The 16,824-nt window shown below is 72.1% G+C and carries 15 protein-coding genes; 6 read left to right on the top strand and 9 right to left on the bottom strand.

Features of this window, described 5'->3' with window-relative positions; translation table 11 throughout:
- Positions 1-110: 110 nt before the first annotated feature.
- The 7 genes from AC4OXY_RS39330 to AC4OXY_RS39300 all read right to left on the bottom strand — a co-directional run bounded on the left by AC4OXY_RS39330 (position 111) and on the right by AC4OXY_RS39300 (position 7,585).
- Positions 111-1,298: an XdhC family protein gene (locus AC4OXY_RS39330; RefSeq protein ID WP_491992099.1), complete on the bottom strand. Its 1,188-nt coding sequence runs from the start codon at positions 1,296-1,298 to the stop codon at positions 111-113.
- Positions 1,295-2,287 (bottom strand): amidohydrolase family protein, encoded by a 993-nt coding sequence (locus tag AC4OXY_RS39325; RefSeq protein ID WP_491992098.1) that lies wholly within the window; start codon positions 2,285-2,287, stop codon positions 1,295-1,297. The genes AC4OXY_RS39330 and AC4OXY_RS39325 overlap by 4 nt, the downstream gene beginning before the upstream one ends.
- A gap of 54 nt (positions 2,288-2,341) precedes the next feature.
- Positions 2,342-2,833 (bottom strand): (2Fe-2S)-binding protein, encoded by a 492-nt coding sequence (locus AC4OXY_RS39320; protein WP_491992097.1) that lies wholly within the window; start codon positions 2,831-2,833, stop codon positions 2,342-2,344.
- A complete protein-coding gene (locus tag AC4OXY_RS39315; RefSeq protein WP_491992096.1) occupies positions 2,830-3,762 on the bottom strand; it encodes an FAD binding domain-containing protein in 933 nt (310 codons plus the stop codon). Before AC4OXY_RS39315 ends, AC4OXY_RS39320 begins: the two co-directional genes overlap by 4 nt.
- Complete coding sequence (locus AC4OXY_RS39310; protein ID WP_491992095.1) at positions 3,759-5,936, bottom strand: xanthine dehydrogenase family protein molybdopterin-binding subunit; 2,178 nt, start codon at positions 5,934-5,936, stop codon at positions 3,759-3,761. The genes AC4OXY_RS39315 and AC4OXY_RS39310 overlap by 4 nt, the downstream gene beginning before the upstream one ends.
- 301 nt (positions 5,937-6,237) lie before the next feature.
- The gene (locus tag AC4OXY_RS39305) at positions 6,238-6,576 is read right to left on the bottom strand and encodes a GNAT family N-acetyltransferase (RefSeq protein WP_491992094.1); all 339 of its coding nucleotides are present in this window, start codon (positions 6,574-6,576) and stop codon (positions 6,238-6,240) included.
- A 19-nt stretch (positions 6,577-6,595) separates the two neighbouring features.
- The gene (locus tag AC4OXY_RS39300) at positions 6,596-7,585 is read right to left on the bottom strand and encodes a pirin family protein (RefSeq protein WP_491992093.1); all 990 of its coding nucleotides are present in this window, start codon (positions 7,583-7,585) and stop codon (positions 6,596-6,598) included.
- A 204-nt stretch (positions 7,586-7,789) separates the two neighbouring features.
- Here AC4OXY_RS39300 and AC4OXY_RS39295 point away from each other — a divergent pair, with 204 nt between their 5' ends.
- The 6 genes from AC4OXY_RS39295 (at position 7,790) to AC4OXY_RS39270 (ending at position 15,109) form a co-directional block, all read left to right on the top strand.
- Positions 7,790-8,233: an SsgA family sporulation/cell division regulator gene (locus AC4OXY_RS39295; RefSeq protein ID WP_491992092.1), complete on the top strand. Its 444-nt coding sequence runs from the start codon at positions 7,790-7,792 to the stop codon at positions 8,231-8,233.
- A gap of 154 nt (positions 8,234-8,387) precedes the next feature.
- Entirely contained in the window at positions 8,388-8,963 is a 576-nt protein-coding gene (locus AC4OXY_RS39290) for a Dps family protein (protein ID WP_491992091.1), read from the top strand.
- A 60-nt stretch (positions 8,964-9,023) separates the two neighbouring features.
- A complete protein-coding gene (locus AC4OXY_RS39285; RefSeq protein ID WP_491992090.1) occupies positions 9,024-10,391 on the top strand; it encodes a cytochrome ubiquinol oxidase subunit I in 1,368 nt (455 codons plus the stop codon).
- Positions 10,366-11,646: a cytochrome d ubiquinol oxidase subunit II gene (locus tag AC4OXY_RS39280; RefSeq protein WP_491992089.1), complete on the top strand. Its 1,281-nt coding sequence runs from the start codon at positions 10,366-10,368 to the stop codon at positions 11,644-11,646. The genes AC4OXY_RS39285 and AC4OXY_RS39280 overlap by 26 nt, the downstream gene beginning before the upstream one ends.
- Complete coding sequence (locus AC4OXY_RS39275; protein WP_491992088.1) at positions 11,643-13,379, top strand: ABC transporter ATP-binding protein/permease; 1,737 nt, start codon at positions 11,643-11,645, stop codon at positions 13,377-13,379. The genes AC4OXY_RS39280 and AC4OXY_RS39275 overlap by 4 nt, the downstream gene beginning before the upstream one ends.
- Positions 13,376-15,109 carry an ATP-binding cassette domain-containing protein gene (locus AC4OXY_RS39270; protein ID WP_491992087.1) on the top strand — a complete coding sequence of 578 codons (1,734 nt, stop codon included), beginning with the start codon at positions 13,376-13,378 and terminating at the stop codon, positions 15,107-15,109. Before AC4OXY_RS39275 ends, AC4OXY_RS39270 begins: the two co-directional genes overlap by 4 nt.
- Here the strand turns inward: AC4OXY_RS39270 and AC4OXY_RS39265 are convergent.
- The gene (locus AC4OXY_RS39265; RefSeq protein WP_491992086.1) at positions 15,066-15,680 is read right to left on the bottom strand and encodes an FMN reductase; all 615 of its coding nucleotides are present in this window, start codon (positions 15,678-15,680) and stop codon (positions 15,066-15,068) included. The genes AC4OXY_RS39270 and AC4OXY_RS39265 overlap by 44 nt on opposite strands.
- Positions 15,677-16,774, bottom strand: coding sequence for an LLM class flavin-dependent oxidoreductase (locus tag AC4OXY_RS39260; protein WP_491992085.1), 1,098 nt, complete (start codon positions 16,772-16,774; stop codon positions 15,677-15,679). Before AC4OXY_RS39260 ends, AC4OXY_RS39265 begins: the two co-directional genes overlap by 4 nt.
- Positions 16,775-16,824: the final 50 nt, after the last annotated feature.

Genomic DNA, 16,824 nt, shown 5'->3' with positions numbered 1-16,824 from the left:
CCTGGGATTCCGGCACGGCGGCGGACGCCGCCGTGTGAGGGCACTGCGGTTCCCGCGTCCCGCCACACGCCCCGGTCACGCTAGTGGGCCGGGGGAAGCGGACTTGACCGTCAGTGCACGAGATCCGTCCCGACAGCGCACCGGTCCCCGGGCGCGGTCACAAGACCCACGCCCTGTGCCGCGTGAACGGGTCCGTCCAGCACGGAGAGCGAACGGCCGCTGCGGCCGCTGCGCACCGCCATGAGTTCCGCCGCGAAGGACACGGCGGTCTCCTGCGGTGTCGTCGCACCGAGATCCAGTCCCAGCGGTGTGTGCAGCCCGGCCAGGGCGTCGGGGGACACGCCTGCCTCGGCGAGGTCGCGGATCCTGCGCGCCTGGGTGCGCCGGGAGCCGAGGGCGCCCACGTAGGCGAGCGGCCGGCCGAGCGCCTCGGCGAGCACGGGGACGTCGAACTTCGGGTCGTGCGTCATCACGCACACCACGGTGGTGCGATCGGTGTGCGCGGCTGCCAGATACCTGTGGGGCCAGTCGACCACCACCTCGTCGGCGTGCGGGAAGCGCTCGGGTGTGGTGAAGGTCGACCGGGCGTCGCACACCGTGACGTGGTAGCCGAGGAAGGCGCCGATCCCGCTCACGGCGGCGGCGTGGGCGTTCGCCCCGAAGACCAGCAGCCGGGGCGCCGGGGACCAGGGTTCGAACAGCACCCTTGTCGCGCCGTGTGCGCCGGAGTCATAGGTCCGTACGACGGTGTCCTCGCGCCCGAGCAGCAGGCGGGCGTCGCGCAGGACGGCCAGGTCCAGCAAGACGCCGCGGGTGGTGCCCAGGTGACCGTCCTTCCACACGGCGACGGCCGCGCCGGGCGGTCCGCCGGGGCCGGACAGCACGCGGGCCAGGACGACCGGACGCCGGGCCGCCGCGGCCAGGTGGGCGGCGGCGAGAGCCCGTGTCGTGTCCTCGTCCACGGCCTGGACGAAGACGTCGATCTCCCCTCCGCACGTCAGCCCGACCGCGAACGCGTCGTCGAAGTCGCCGAAGGAGACGAGCCGCGGCTCCCCCGAGTCCAGCACCTCACGGGCCACGTCGTAGACGGCGCCTTCGACGCAGCCGCCCGACACACTGCCGAGGGCCGTGCCGTCGCCGCGGACGCACAGTGCGGCTCCGGGGCGCAGCGGCGCGCTGCCCCGGACGGCGACGACGCTGGCGATGGCACAAGGAGCTCCCTCGGCCTGCCACTCCAGCAGGCGGGGCACCAGTTCGCGCACGAGGGTCTCCGATCCACCCCCGGTTGCGGGCGTCATCGCGAGGTGTCCACGGGCGTCAGCCCGAGGAACCTGCGGCCGTTGGCTTCGAGTGTCGTGCCGTCGATCCCGTGGCCGACCGGGAAGCCGGCCGGGTCGGGCTGCGCCATGTCGAAGGGGTAGTCGCTGCCGCAGACGATCCGCTCCGGCGACGCGTGGGCGCGCAGCAGCGTCAGGACGTCCGGGTCGTGGGTGATCGTGTCGAAGTAGAGCTGGGTGAAGGACTCCGCGGGCGGGCGCGTGCTGCCCCGGCGCACGTCGTCGCGGGAGCGCCAGCCGTGTCCCCACCGGCCCAGCAGCGAGGGTGCGCAGCCGCCGCCGTGCACGAAGCAGATCCTGAGGCCGGGGAGTTCTTCCAGGACGCCGCCGAGGAGGACCGCGGCGACGGCGGTCGTGCTCTCCACCGGGTTGCCGACGAGGTTGACGAGGTAGTGGTGGTCCCATTCGGCGCGCGGCAGCTGCATCGGGTGGACCAGGACGGACAGGCCCAGTTCGGCGGCGATGCCCAGGACCTCCCGTGGGGCGCCCCGGTCGAAGGACCGGCCGTCGACCACCGGGGGGACAGCGACGCCCGCGACCCCCTCCGCGGCTGCCAGCCGGGTCAACTCCCGTCGGGCGGCGTGCACATCGTCCAGCCGGACGAGTCCGAGTCCCACAAGCGCTCCGTCCGTGCCGGTCACGGCGGCGGCGAGTTGTTCGTTGTAGGAGGCGACGTACTCGTCCGCCTCGGCGGGAGCGTGGACGGGGAAGGCGAAGGGCGGCGCGGAGACGACGCGCGCGCCGAGTCCGGCCTCGAGCGTGTCGGCGACGACGGTGCCGATGTCGGTCATCGCCGCGGTCGCGAACCCCAACGGGGCCTGACCCAGGAAGAGTTGGCCGTCGCGGTCGTGCATGCCGCCGAACGGGTTTCGGGGCGGGAGGGCGAGCAGGTCGCGCGGCAGCCAGTGGGCGTGGACATCGATGATTCCGGCGCGCAGGGCACCGTTCATGGTGTTCTCCTCGATCGGCCCCGGCAAGCGGCGCTCAGCCGGGGCTCGCGTGTGTCAGGCCGTGGCTCGCCGCTGCTCGCGCTGTTCCCGGGCCGCGCGCTCGATGGCACGCCGGATGGGCCCGTAGCCGGTGCAGCGGCAGATGTTGGACCCGACGACGTGGTCCATGGCCTCCGGGTGGTCGGCGAGGTCGGGGTCGGCGTCCATCGCGCCGGCGGCCACCATGAGGAAGCCTGGCGTGCAGAAACCGCACTGGAGCGCGTGTTCGACCGAGAAGGCCCGCTGCAGCGGATGGGGTTCGCCCTCGGGGCCGGCGAGGCCCTCCACCGTGCGCAGGGAGCGGCCGTCGGCCTGGACGGCCAGCACCAGGCAGGAGCGGACCGGCTCACCGTCCATGAGGATCGAGCAGGCTCCGCAGATGCCGTGCTCGCAGCCCAGGTGCGTACCCGTGAGTCCGAGGTCGTCGCGCAGGATGTCGGCGAGTACACGGCGGGGTTCGACGTCGAGGGGGTGGTCGGTGCCGTTCACGTTGAGGGTGATCTTCATCGGTGGTCTTCCTGTCGGGCGGCGAGGCGGGCGCGCTGGTCCTTCGCCGCCTCATTGAGCGTTCTGGCCACCAGGACGGCGATGATCCGCCGCTTGTGGTCGACGTCGGCGAACGGTTCGGGCAGGGGAGCCGCGTCCTGCTCGGCGGCGATGCGGCCGGCGCGGGCGAAGGGATGGTCGTCGTGGACCCGCGGCCCCGCCGGCAGCGCGTCGAGTTCGCTGCCTCGCAGCGCGTCCTCCGCGGCGCGGGCCCGGACCGGGCGGTCGGCGGAGTTGACCAGCCCGATCCGTACGTCGCTGATCACGCCGTCGTCGACCGTGAGGGCCGTCCCGACGGCGGCCTGGGCGAAGCAGAAGTGCGTACGGCGGTGCTCGATGAAGCTCACGCCGGTGTTCTCGCCGAGCAGCGGCAGGCGTACGGCGGTGATCAGCTCCTGCGGCCGGCGGGCGGTGCGGAACGGCCCGAGGAAGTAGTCGCCGGCCGCGACGGACCGGGCACCGTCGGGCCCGGCCAGCTCCACGGTGGCGTCCAGGGCGCTGCCGATGGCGCACCATTCCGAGGCGGGATGAGCCCAGCCGTAGCTGCCGACCATGGTTCCGCGGGAACGGATGGGCGGGTGGGCGATGTTGACCACGGCCTGGGCGAGCAGGGTACCCAGCGGGCCGGGCACCGCGTCGGGCGACTCGAAGGCCGCGTGCCGGACCAGGGCGCCGACGCGCAGCTCGTCGCCCTCGACACGCATGCCGTCGAGCTCCGGGATCCGGTTGATGTCGACGACGAGTTGCGGCCTGATGCGTTCCAGGTGCATCTCCAGGATCAGGCTCTGTCCGCCGGCGATGACCTGGGCCCTGCGTGCGGTGTCGCCGAGTGCCTCGACGGCCTCGGCGAGCGTGCGGGGTACCGCGTAGTCGAAGGGTGCGGGTTTCACCGGACGCCTTTCTCCTGCGTCGAGGCGCGCAGCGCGCGCAGGATGCTGTCAGGGGTGAGCGGCATCTGCAGCAGGCCGGGATCGACGCCCGGCAGGGCGTCGGCCACGGCGTTGGCGATGGCGCCCGGGGTGCCGATGCAGCCCGACTCGCCCGCGCCCTTGGCGCCCAGCGGGGAGTTGGGGCTGGGGGTGTGGGTGTCCTTGACCTCGATGGGCGGGACTTCCGTGAACGTCGGGAGCAGATAGTCCAGGAACCCGCTCGCCACGTGCGGTACGCCGTCGTCGTCGAACTGCATGCCTTCGTAGAGGGCCTGGCCAATGCCCTGGAGGGCCGAACCGTACGCCTGCCCGTGCACCACCGTGGGGTTGAGGATCACTCCGCAGTCGTCGACGGTGACCAGTTGCAGGATGTTCACGAGGCCCAGGTCCGGATCCACCTCGGTCACCGCCACGTGCGCGCCGAAGGGGAACGCCTGCCCGGTCTCGAACCGGTCCTCGATGCGCAGCGGGCCGGTGTGCTTGACCAGTTCGCCCAGGCCCATGAGGGCCGAGCCGTTGTGGGCGGTGTGCACGGAGCCGTCCGTCCACTCGATCTGCTCAAGCGGCAGATCCCACAGCTCCGCCGCCCGGGTGCGGGCCTCCTGGATCAGGAGGTTCGCCAGGTGCTGGAACAGGGCTCCGTCGACCTGTGCCGAGCGGCTGGCGAACGAGCCCAGTCCTTCGGGCTGTTCGTCCGTGTCGCCCTCGATCAGGCGCACCTGTGTCTCCGGGACCCCGAGGAACCCGGCGACCAGCGCGGGGAAGACGGTCTCGTGCCCCTGGCCGCTGGGGGCCGCGCCGCAGCGGGCGGTGACCTGGCCGTCCTCGGTGACCTCGAGGCTGCCGAACTCGTGGAGACCCCCGGCTTCGCCGCCGGAGCGCTCCACATAGCAGGCGACTCCGATGCCCAGCGGAAACGCGTCGGGGTCCGTGCGGCGGCGGGCCTGCTCGGCACGCCACCCGTCGTAGCCGATCGTCTCGAGGGCCAGGTCCAGGGCGGCGGCGTAGTTCCCGCTGTCGTAGACGCGGCCGACCGGCGTCTCGTAGGGGAAGGCGTCCGGCGGGATGAAGTTGCGCCGCCGCAGCTCGATCGGGTCCATCCCGAGCCGTCGGGCGAGCAGGTCCATGCTCCGCTCGATCGCGATCGCCGCCTCGGGGCGTCCGGCCCCCCGGTACGGGTAGGTCACCATGGTGTTGGTGAGCACCGAGCGCAGGGTCGCGTGGACGCGCGGGGTGGTGTAGGCGCCGGCCGCCATCCACGCGGTCTGCATGGGCAGTCCGGCGCCGAGGTGCGGGTACGCGCCGATGTCGGCCTCGATCGACAGCTCGTAGGCGAGGAGCCGTCCGTCGGCGTCGGCGGCGAGCCGGACCCTCTGGTCCTGGCCGCGGCCCCGGGTGGCGACGAGCATCGACTCCACGCGGTCCTCGATCCAGCGGACCGGCCGCCCGAGCTTCACGGCCAGGTGGGCGACGACCACGAACTCCGGGAACGCGGCGCTCTTCGACCCGAAGGCGCCGCCCGTGTCCGGTACGACGACCCGGATCCGGTCGACCGACCAGCCGAGGAGCGCGGCGAGTTCACGGCGCAGCCGGTGCGGCATCTGGTGCCCCGACCACACCGTCAGCCGGCCCCCCTGCGGTACGGCGAGGATGGTGCGGCATTCCATGGGGCTGGGCATCAGCAGCTGCTGCCGGTACGTGGCCTCGACGACGGCCGCGGCGTCCTGCCAGAGCGCGGGGTCGACGGGCTTGCCCGCCTCGTCCCGCAGGACGACGTTGCTCATGCCGTCGAACAGCCGGACCGAGTCCTCCAGCGCCGCGGACGGTGTCACCACGGCGGGCAGCGGATCGATCGTGGCGATGACCTCGGCCACGCCGTCCTCGGCCCGGTACCGGTCCTCCCCGAGGACGACCGCCAGCGCCTCGCCCGGATAGCGCACCCGGTCCTTCACGAGGGCCGGCCACTCCCGGCCCGCGACGGCTTCCTCGGTGGAGAGCCTCGCCAGCAGGGTGTGGGGGACCGGAGGGAGGTCCGGCAGATCCGCGGCCGACCAGGCGCCCACGACACCCGGCACGTCACGGGCCGCCGTACAGTCCACTGTGCGCAGTACGCCGTGGGCCACCTTGCTTCTCACAAATGCCGCGTCCAGACATCCGGGAACGTGAATGTCGGCAACGTACCGGCCTTTCCCGGAAAGCAGCCGCTCATCCTCGCGCCTCGTCCATTGCGCCACAACAACACTCCGTTCGTGCCTTTGCGGGAACTGACGTCACTCCCCCGGAATGCCACACATGGGGAATTCAGCTGCTGGGACACTAACCGCGCCGGAAGCGGCGGAGCGAGCGGCGGGCGGGGCCTGTGCGCTGTGAGGCCGGAAGTGGTGCGCTGCGCGTACAGCCGGCCGCCGGACCCGGCGGCCGGCCGGAGGGGAACGGTCAGCCGAGTTCGGCCTCCAGCCAGCGCAGGACGTCGGGCGTCACCGGGTCGGTGATGTCGGCGAACTCTTCATGCCGTTTGAGGAACTTGGCCACGTACGGGCAGACGGGAACGATCCTCTTCCCGGACTTCCGCACGTCGGTGAGCGCCTCCCGGACCAGCTGGGAAGCGAGGCCCTGACCGGCGAAGGCGTCATCGATCTCGGTGTGGTAGAAGACGCGCTGCTCCTCGCGGTCACGGTAGGCGGTCAGTCCGGCGCGCTTGCCCTCGACCAGGATTTCGTAGCGGTTCCTGGCGTCTGCATGCTCGACGACCGGTGCGGTGGATGGCTGGCTCATGGGGTGCCTTTCGATCGGATCAGTGAACCGGCGGATTCCTGCGCGGCTTGATACTCGCATGGGGCAGGGCAGGCGCGGGAAGACGGTCTCCGGGATATCCTTCGACGACGCCGAAGCGATCGGAGGATTCTTGCCATTCCTCGCGGGCTTTGACAATGTCCTCGTGGTTGCGGCCGATGAAATTCCACCACATCACGATCTCCTCCCCAAACGGCGTCCCGCCGAGCAGAACCGTCCGTGCGGGGCCGTCCGAGTCGTTCGTCAGCGTCAGCGTGCCGGGGCCCGGGTGGACGTAGCCCAGTTCGGCGGGACGCAGCAGGACGTCGGCCAGGCGGACGTCGCCCCGGTCGACCAGGAGACCGTGCTCGAAGCCGGGGTCCACGTCGAGCGTGACGCTCGCGTGGGGCTGGAGCACGATCTCGGCGCCGAGCAGGGGCGTGAAGGCGGGTACCGGTGAGGTGACGCCGGCGAGAGAGCCGAGGAAAACCCTGATCTCCGCCCCGTCGACCCGCACCGGTTCGGGGACGTGGTGCTGGAAGTCCCGTGCGGTGTGCCGGTGCTCCGCGGGCAGCGCCACCCACAGCTGGACGCCGTGCAGGACGGTGGTCCGCGGGGTGGAGACCTCGGTGTGGGCGATGCCGTGCCCGCCGGTCATGAGGTTCAGCTCGCCGGGACGTACGAAGGCGTGGCTGCCCAGGCTGTCGCGGTGCTCGATCTCCCCGGTGAAGAGCCAGCTGGCCGTCTGGAGTCCGGTGTGGGGATGCGGGGCGACATCCATGCCGCCGGTCTCGGAGACGTCGTCGGGGCCGTAGTGGTCGGCGAAGCACCAGGCCCCGATCAGGGTCCGGGCACGCTGGGGCAGGGTGCGCCGCACGGTCATGGACCGGGGGCCGCCGAGGGGCACGTCGCGCGGGGTCAGTACGTCGACTCGGGGCACCCCGTCCGGACGCTCGTCGTCCCCCGCCACGCCGCAGCGCACCTCGACGGGCGTCGTCTCGACATTGCTCATGGTGGGCCGCCTCTCAACCGAATAATTGTTTTACATTCAACCATCACGGGCGCGCTCGGACCAGGAACACGGTTCTTCGACCGGCAACACCCCGTGCGCTCGTCGGCAATCCTCCCCGGCGGCCCCGTCGTACGGTCACCAGCACCGTGGACCGCCGGAACCCGACGGACGAGCGGATCGGAACAGACGCAGAAAGGGGGCGGCATGACACAGCGTCACGCCGGCGCCACGGACGAAGGCTCGATCGTATGCACGACGACGGCCCTTGTCACCGTGGCCGACGATCCGCCGGTACCGCTGCCGGCCGAACTCAGGTACGCCGCATCGGACCCTTACGCGGTGCGCCTGTCCCTGGGTGCCCCCTCCGCTGCCTCCGTCGACTGGGTCTTCGCCCGGTCGCTCCTCACCCGGGGGCTGCGCCGGCCCACCGGGGCCGGGGACGTGGCGGTGATCCCACGGCACCGCTGCCATCCGGACACGGTCCGAATCCTGCTCAGCACCCGGCACGGGTCGGCGGCACTCGAGCTCTCGTACTCCGCCGTCACAGCCTTTCTCCACCTCGCCGACGCGTTGGTGTCGCCCGGCAACGAGCACCACCACATCGATCTGGACCGCGTCGTCGAGCAGCTCGCGGCGGGCAGCGAGTGACCCGCCGGCCCGCCCCGGACCGGGCTCCGACCGCGCCCGCCGGGCCCGGTGCGCTAACGGGCACCTACGCGTGCGCTCCCGGGCAACGCGGCCACCAGTTCGGCACCTAGCGTCGACCGTACTCATCCGTCACCGACATCACAGGAGACACACCATGACCACCAGCACCAAGCCCACCGGGAGCCAGCCATGGCTGCACCAGAAGGGCGCGGTCATCCAGGAGTTCGGGACTGTCAAGCAGTTCCCCCTCGCCCTGTCCTACGAGGCGCGCATGTACTCCTGCCAGCGCCTGAACAAGGTGCTGGCGGACACCCAGATCCTCCACGGCCTCTACAAGAAGCACCACTGGATCATGCGGGGCGCGACGTTCTACCAGCTGCACCTGCTGCTGGACAAGCACGCCGGTGAGCAGCTGGAACTCGTCGACACCCTCGCCGAGCGCGTCCAGACCCTGGGCGGCGTCTCCGTGGGCGACTCCCGGCACGTCGCCGAGATCACGTCGGTCCCGCGCCCGCCGGACGGTGTGGAGGAGGTCCCGGCCATGCTCTCCCGGCTGCTGGAGGCCCACGAGATCATCCTGACCGAGGCCCATGACGCGGCCGCCCGCACCGCCGAGCTGGGCGACGACGGCACCAACGACCTGCTGGTCTCACAGATCATCCGCACCGGAGAACTCCAGGCCTGGTTCCTGGCCGAGCACCTGGTCGACACCCCGCTGGTGCGTTCCTGACCCAGGCGGGCCCACCGACGGACAGGACCCCGTCGCGACCGCCTCTCCCCCGGAGTACCCATGGCTTCGCCCACCGTCGTCGAACTGTCCCGATGGCAGTTCGCGATCACCGCGATCTTCCACATGACCTTCCCCGCGCTCACCGTGGGGCTCTCCGTGCTGCTCGCCGTCGTCTACACGGTCTACGTCCGCACGGGAAATCCTCTGTACCTGCAGATCTTCCGGTTCTGGAAGAAGATCTTCGCCGTCGGCTTCGGCCTGGGCGTGGTCGCGGGCACGGTGATGACCTTCGAGTTCGGCCTGAACTGGGGCACGTACGCCCACGCGGTCGGACCGGTCATCGGCGTCACCATCGGCATGGAGGTGATCACGGCCTTCTTCCTGGAGGCGGGCTTCATCGGCCTGATGCTCTACGGGGACGGGCGGATCCGCCCGCGCACCATGGCCCTGGCCAGCTGGATGGTCGCCTTCGGCACCCTGCTGTCCACCACCTGGATCCTGTCGGCCAACAGCTGGATGCAGGACCCGGTCGGCTACGAGAAGGTCGCCGGCCAGTTCCACGCGAAGGACTGGATCAGCATCCTGTTCAACCCCGCCTTCGCCCACCGCTTCCCGCACATGCTGCTGGCCGTGCTGATCAGCTCCGCCTGGTTCGTCGGCGGGATCTCCGCCTGGTACCTGGTGAAGAAACGGTCGTCCGCCCAGCCCATGGCCCGCCGCTGTCTGTCCATCGCCCTCGGCGTCCTCGGTGTGCTGATGCCGGTGCAGCTGTACGTCGGAGACGGCACCGCCGTCTTCATGGGACAGCACCAACTCCCCAAGCTGGAGGCGTTCGAGGGCAACTGGAAGAGCGACAACAACGGCTACAACCTGCTCGTCGTGCCCGACACGGGCAAGGGCGAGAACCGGGTGCACGTCGAGATACCCCACCTCGGCTCGGTCATCGCCCAGGACCTCAGCGGCCGGACGACGACGCCCGGACTGCTGCAGACCCCGCCCGACGAACGCCCCAACATGTGGACCACCTTCTACGGCTTCCGCGCGATGTACTTCACCGCGCTGCTCATGTTCGGCACCGCCTTCGCGGGGGTGGTCCTGCGCATGCGCCGGCGCCTGTTCGACTCACCCCGCTTCCTGCGCTGGATGGTGTGGATGACCCCGGCCGGGATCATCGCCATCACCGGCGGCTGGATCGTCGCCGAGACGGGCCGCCAACCGTGGGTCGTCTACGGCCAGTTGCGCACCGCGGACGCGGTCTCCCACCTGTCCACCGCCGAAGTGGCCGCGAGCCTCGCCGGCTTCGTCCTGCTCTACGTCACCCTGCTGGCCGTCTGGGCCCGCTACATCGTCCGTACGGTCAAGGCCGGCCCCGAGGCGCTGCCCTCCGACCCCGCCTCGCCCGATGTCCCGGAGGCCCTCGTTGCTTGAGTACTGCGCTTACGCCCTGGTCCTCTTCTCCCTCGGCATGTACATCGTCCTCGACGGCTACGACCTCGGCGTGGGCATGCTCAGCCTGGTGGCCAGGCCCGAGCGCCGCCGGGAGTACGGCGAGATCGTCGCGACCGCCTGGGACGCCAACGAGAGCTGGCTGATCCTGGTCGGTGTGGTCCTGTGGGCCGGTCTGCCCGGCGCCTACGCCGTGGTGCTGCCCGGCGTCTATCTGCCGCTGATCGTCATGCTGGTCTCGATCATCCTGCGCGGACTGGGCCTGGAGATGCACAGCGCCGCCGGCCGCTACCGGCGGGGCTGGGCACTGCTGTTCGGCGGGGCCTCGCTCGCCGCCACCGTGTGCCAGGGACTCGTCCTCGGGGCTGTGCTCACCGGCCCGCACCAGCGGAACGGCGCTTTCCACGGCGGGGCCTTCGACTGGTTCAGCCTCTACGGGGTGCTGTGCGCCGTCGGTCTGGTAGTGGTCTACCTGCTGGCCGGGGCCGCCTGGCTACAGGACAAGACCGAGGGGTGGTCGCGGCCGGAGGTACGGCGCTCCGGACGGTCCCTGCTGCTGGCCACCGTGGTCATGGCAGTCGTGCTCGGCCTGCTGCTTCCGGGCGCCGACCCGCAGCAGCTCCATCTCGGCCAGCCGGTACGAGCCGTGCTGTTCTGGCTCGCCGTGGCTGTCGCCACCGCGGCCGGCGCCGTGGCCTGGCACGGCTTCGGCCGCCGTCCCGACTGGCGGCCGTTCGCGGCCGTGGCCGCCATGACCGCCAGTGGTCTGCTGGGGCTCGCCGCGGTCTCCCTGCCGGTCGTCGTACCACCCGGCCTGACGGTTCATCAGGCGGCGAGCCCCCACTCCTCCCAGGTCTTCCTGGTCCTCGGCGTCGGCCTGTGCATGCCCTTCGTCCTCGCCTACAACATCTATGCGTGGCGGAGTTTCCGCGGCAAGTACAGCGACCCGGTGGAAAGCCCGGTACCGCCGCTGCCCGCCCGCGACCGGGCGCTTCCGGCCGCACCTGCGTCCACCGGAGCGCCACGGACGATCGTGCGACGCGTCCTGCTGACCGTGCTCGGCATCCTCGCCACCGGCCTCTCCCAGGACGTGTTCGGCGGCGTCTCCGACCTGATCGGGCCGATCGGCGTCACGGTGCTGGGCTGCACGGCGCTGGCCGCCTGGGTCGTCGGCGACCGCCGTGACGGCCGCGCGGGATACTTCGACGCGGACAGCGGGGCGGAGACGACCTCGTGAGCGGCACCGCCGTACTGCTGGACGAACTGGCCGCGGAGCGGACCGGCGACCCGGTGCCCGCCAGGCTGCGGGACTGGGCGGCGGTCGGCCGGCCCGAGCTGCGCCGCGCGGGGATCCTGCGCGGCGCGGCCCAGTCGGGCACGGTCCTGTGGGCGGGCGGCCTCTCCTGGGCCGCGCAGCGCGGCCTGTCGGCACTGCACGGCGTACTGCCCGCGACGGCCCTGCTGCTGCCCGCCCTGCTGACCGCGGCCGGAGTCGCCCTGCGCGCCGGACTGCTGGCCGCGGGCGACGCGGCAGCCGCCCGTGGCGCCCGCGTCGTACGCGAGGCGTTGCGCCGCAGGATCATCGAGACGGTGCTGCCCGCCCGCGGACCGGCCCGTACCGACCTGGACGAGGCGGCGCCCGGCCGGGCCGTCGACGGCGAGGTCGACCAGCTGACCGACTGGCTCACCGGTTACCTGCCCGCACGGACCACCATGCTGCTCGGCAGTGGTCTCGTGCTGGCCGCGATCGCGTGGCGCAGCTGGTTCGTCGCACTGCTCGTCCTGGCCGCCACCCCACTGCTGCCGGCCAACCTGAAGGTGGTCGGCCTCGGCACACGAGGCGCCGTCCGCGCCCAGCTGACCGGGATCCGCACCCATCAGGCCCGGCTGCTGGACCATCTGCGCGGGCTGCCCACCCTCGTCGGGCTCGGCGCGCACGACGAAGCGGCCCGTGTCCTGGAGCGGGACGACCGTGAGGTCGCCCGGCGGACCGAGAAAGTGCTGCGGATCGCCTTTCTGTCGACCGCGTGGGTCGAACTGCTCATCACCGGCACCCTCGCCGTGGTGGCAACCTACTGCGGCCTGGTCCTGCTCGACTACCTGCACCTGCCCCTCGTCCCGGACCGCATGGGCCTGTCCGCCGCGCTGTTCGTTCTCGTCCTGGTGCCCGCCTACTTCGCCCCGGCCCGGGACCTGGCAAACGGCTACCACGCCCGCGCCCAGGCCGCTGCCGCCGCCGAGCTGCTGGGCCCGGTCCTGGACACGCCCGGGGAGACGGACCTGCCGTCGGACGCGCCGCTTCGGCCCGCCCGTGGCACGTCGCCTCCCGGAGTGCGCCTGACAGCCGTGACGGTCCGTCACCCGGGCCGTGCGGCGCCCGCCCTCGACCGGGTCGATGTGCGGATCGCACCGGGCCGGTGCCTCGCCGTCACCGGGCCGAGCGGGGCGGGCAAGTCCACCCTGCTGGCCGTGGCGGCGGGGCTCATCGCGCCGCACGAGGGTCGCGCGCTCCATCTCCTGGACGGACGGGCCGTGCCCGCCGATCCCGGCCGGGTCGCCTGGGTGGGCCAGCCGGCGCATCTGCTGCCCGGCACGCTGCGCGAGAACCTCCTCCTGGCCCGGCCCACCGCGAGCGACGACGACCTGCTGGACGCCTCCGCCTCCCTCGGCTTCGAAGACCTCCTGACCGCGCTGCCGCAAGGGCTGGACACCCCGCTGGGCGAGCGCGGCACCGGCCTGTCCTCCGGCCAGTCCCAGCAACTGGCCCTTGTCCGGGCGCTGTTGCGGGACGCACCCCTGCTGTGTCTGGACGAACCCACCGCACATCTCGACCCGGAGGCGGAGCAGCGGGTCCTGTCGGCGCTGCGGACACTGGCCCGCGACCGTACGGTCCTGCTCGCCACCCACAGTCCCGCGCTGCTGCCGCTGGCGGACCAGGTCATCGCTCTGGACCACGGGAGAGCCCGATGAACCCGACCGGCGCCTGGCGCCTGCTGCGCACGGCGGCTCCGCGCCGCGCCCTGCTGACCGGCATGCTGCTGGCCACCGCCGCCGAACTCGGCGGAGCCGCGCTCCTCGGCGTATCCGGCTGGTTCCTGACGACCTGCGCCGTGGTCACCCTCCAGGCCAACACCACCTGGTCCTGGATGTATCCCTCGGGCGCCGTACGGACGCTGGCCCTCGCCCGCACCGGACTGCGCTACCTCGAGCGCCTGGACAGCCACCGCACGTTGCTGACGGCCACCGTGGCACTGCGCGCCCGACTGGCCCGTGGCGCCGCCCGCCTCACCCCCCGGGAGCTGCGCGGACAACGCGACGGCGCACTGCTCGCGCGGCTCACCACGGACGTGGAGACCGTCGCGGGTCTGCCCGCGAACGTCTGCGCACCCCTGGTGGCGGCGCTCGCCACCGCCTGCCTGATCGAGGTCCTGCTGCTGCGGGCGATGCCGGTCCTGGGGGCCGCCGAGCTGGTCGTGTGGGCGGCCGGGCTGGTCTGCGCCCGGCGAGCCCACCACCGGGCGCGGGCTCGTCTGGCCGCCGCCACCGAGGCCAGAGCCGCACTGCGTACGGTGCTGCTCGGCAGCCGGGCCGCCTTCGACGAACTGCGCTGCCTGGACGCCGTACCGCAGGCGCGGCGGGCGGCCACGACGGCGATGACGTCCGTCGAGTCCGCCGAGTGGGCCGCGGACCGGGCCGAACGACTGGGCCGTCTGACGCTGCGCCTGCTGGCCGCCGTGGGCCAGGCATCGGTGCTGCTGATCGCGCTGTGCGCAGCTCCGGCGCAGCCGGTCGCGGTCGTCGAGGGCGAGGTGCTGCTGACGGCCGCGGGGTGGGAGCTGCTGGAGCGGCTACCCCGGCTGCTGCACCTGCTGACCCAGGCCGGCGATGCGGCCGGTCGCCTCGCACCGCTGTCCGCCGGGGAGCCGTCGGCGGAGCGGCAGCGGCGGGCCGCGCGCGATGTGCGGACGGCCCCGCACGGTTCGGAGACGGCCACGCACGGCCTGGAAACGGCCGGACTGCCGGTTCCCGGCCGGCCAGTGTCCCTCACCATGCCCCTGTCCGGCCCCGGCCTGGTGCTGGTCACCGGCCCCAACGGCAGCGGGAAGTCGACGCTGCTCGGGCAACTCGCCGGACGGATACCGGCCCCTGCCGACACGGTCCTCCTCGGCGGCACACCCGTCGATGAACTGCCAGCCCAGGTCGTCGCTGAGACGATCACCCTGGTCGAGGCCGACGACTGGCTGGCCGACGACACGGTGGTGGCCAATCTCCGTCAGGCCGCTCCCTCGGCGGACACCGCCGCCCTGCGGGCCGTACAGGAAGTGGTCGGTCTCTGCGCGCTGCCGCTGGACGCCCGGGTGGGCCCCGGTGGGCGTCTGCTGTCCCAGGGGCAGCGGCGGCGCCTCGCCATCGCGCGTGCCGTGCTGCGGCGCCCGCCGGTGCTCCTGCTGGACGAACCCACCGCCGGTCTGGACCGGCCCACCGCCGAGGCGCTGCTGGCCGCTCTGTTCCGGACGCTGCCCGGGACCACGGTGGTGATCGCGATGCACGAGCAGGACCTCGGCCTGCTGGACCGGGCGCCGACCACGGTCGTCCGTCTCGGGCGGGCCACGGACCGGGCCGCCACGGACCCGGTCGGGTCCGTGGCGGCCAGCCTCAGTCGAAGCGCAGGTCGGACAGCTGCCGTTCGAGCGCGGTGACGTCGTCCTCGGGGGCCGCCTCGGACGGACGGGCGGCCATGACGGCGGCCAGCTCGGCGCCCGCCCGCCGGATGCGCGCGGGCAGCCCCTCCGTGAAAGCGTCACCGCCCGATCCCCAGTCCTCGGACGCCGCGTACACCGCGGTGGGAACGACGGAGGCCCGCAGATAGGAGAACAGCGGGCGCAGCGCGTGCTCCAGGACCAGCGAGTGACGGGCCGTGCCTCCGGTCGCAGCGATCAGGACCGGCTTGCCGGCGAGGGCGTCCGGATCGATCAGGTCGAAGAAGGACTTGAACAGCCCGCTGTAGGAGGCGGTGAAGACGGGAGTGACCGCGATCAGGCCGGCGGCTCCCGTCACTGCGTCGATCGCGGCGGCCAGCGGGGGCGGCGGGAAGCCCGTCACGAGGTGGTTGGCGACGGCGACGGCCAGCTCGCGCAGCTCGACGACCTCGGTCTCCACCTCACCGTCCCGGGCGGCGAGTTCGCCGTGGACGGCCTCGGCGAGACGGTCCGCGAGCAGACGGGTGGAGGACGGGGTGCTCAGCCCCGCGGACACGGCGACGAGCTTCATACGGCGCTCACCTCCTCCTGGACTTCCCGAGCCTTGAGCAGCGACGCGTGCGTCGGCGCGTCCGGAACCTCGGCCGGGCGCCCCTTCGCGAACTCTTCGCGCAGGACGGGCACCACCTCCTCGCCGAGGATGTCGAGCTGTTCCAGCACGGTCTTCAGGGGCAGCCCCGCGTGATCCATCAGAAACAGCTGCCGCTGGTAGTCGCCGACGGTCTCGCGGAAGGCGAGGGTCCGCTCGATGACCTGCTGCGGGGAGCCCACCGTCAGCGGGGTCTGCTCGGTGAAGTCCTCCAGGGACGGTCCGTGGCCGTAGACCGGGGCGTTGTCGAAGTAGGGGCGGAACTCCCGAACGGCGTCCTGCGAGTTCTTCCGCATGAAGACCTGCCCGCCGAGACCGACGATCGCCTCCTCGGGGCGGCCGTGTCCGTGGTAGGCGTAACGCCGCCGGTACAGCTGGACCATCCGCCGCGTGTGCTCGGCCGGCCAGAAGATGTTGTTGTGGAAGAAGCCGTCGCCGTAGTAGGCCGCCTGGTCGGCGATCTCAGGGGAGCGGATGGAGCCGTGCCAGACGAAGGGCGCTACGCCGTCCAGTGGGCGCGGGGTCGAGGTGAAGCCCTGAAGAGGTGTGCGGAACTTGCCCTCCCAGTCGACGACGTCCTCGTGCCACAGCCGGTGCAGCAGCCCGTAGTTCTCCCGGGCGAGCGGAATGCCCTGCCGGATGTCCTGCCCGAACCAGGGGTAGACGGGCCCGGTGTTGCCGCGCCCCAGCATCAGGTCCACCCGGCCGTCCGCGAGGTGCTGGAGCATCGCGAAGTCCTCGGCGATCTTCACCGGGTCGCTGGTGGTGATCAGTGTTGTGGCGGTGGAGAGGATCAGCTTCTCGGTGCGGGCGGCGATGTACCCGAGCATCGTGGTCGGTGACGACGGCACGAACGGCGGGTTGTGGTGTTCACCGGTGGCGAAGACGTCCAGGCCCACCTCCTCCGCCTTGAGCGCGATGGCGACCATCGCCTTGATGCGCTCGTGCTCCGACGGGGCGCGCCCTGTGGTCGGATCGGGTGTCACGTCCCCGACCGTGAAGATGCCGAACTGCATGGGTCTCTCTTCTTTCCGGCAGTCGTGTGAGGTGGCGAACGCTAGGCGGG

The sequence above is a fragment of the Streptomyces sp. HUAS MG56 genome (assembly GCF_058673395.1).
The sequence above is the reverse complement of the archived record's forward strand: the minus strand, read 5'-3'. Positions and strand labels throughout refer to the sequence as shown.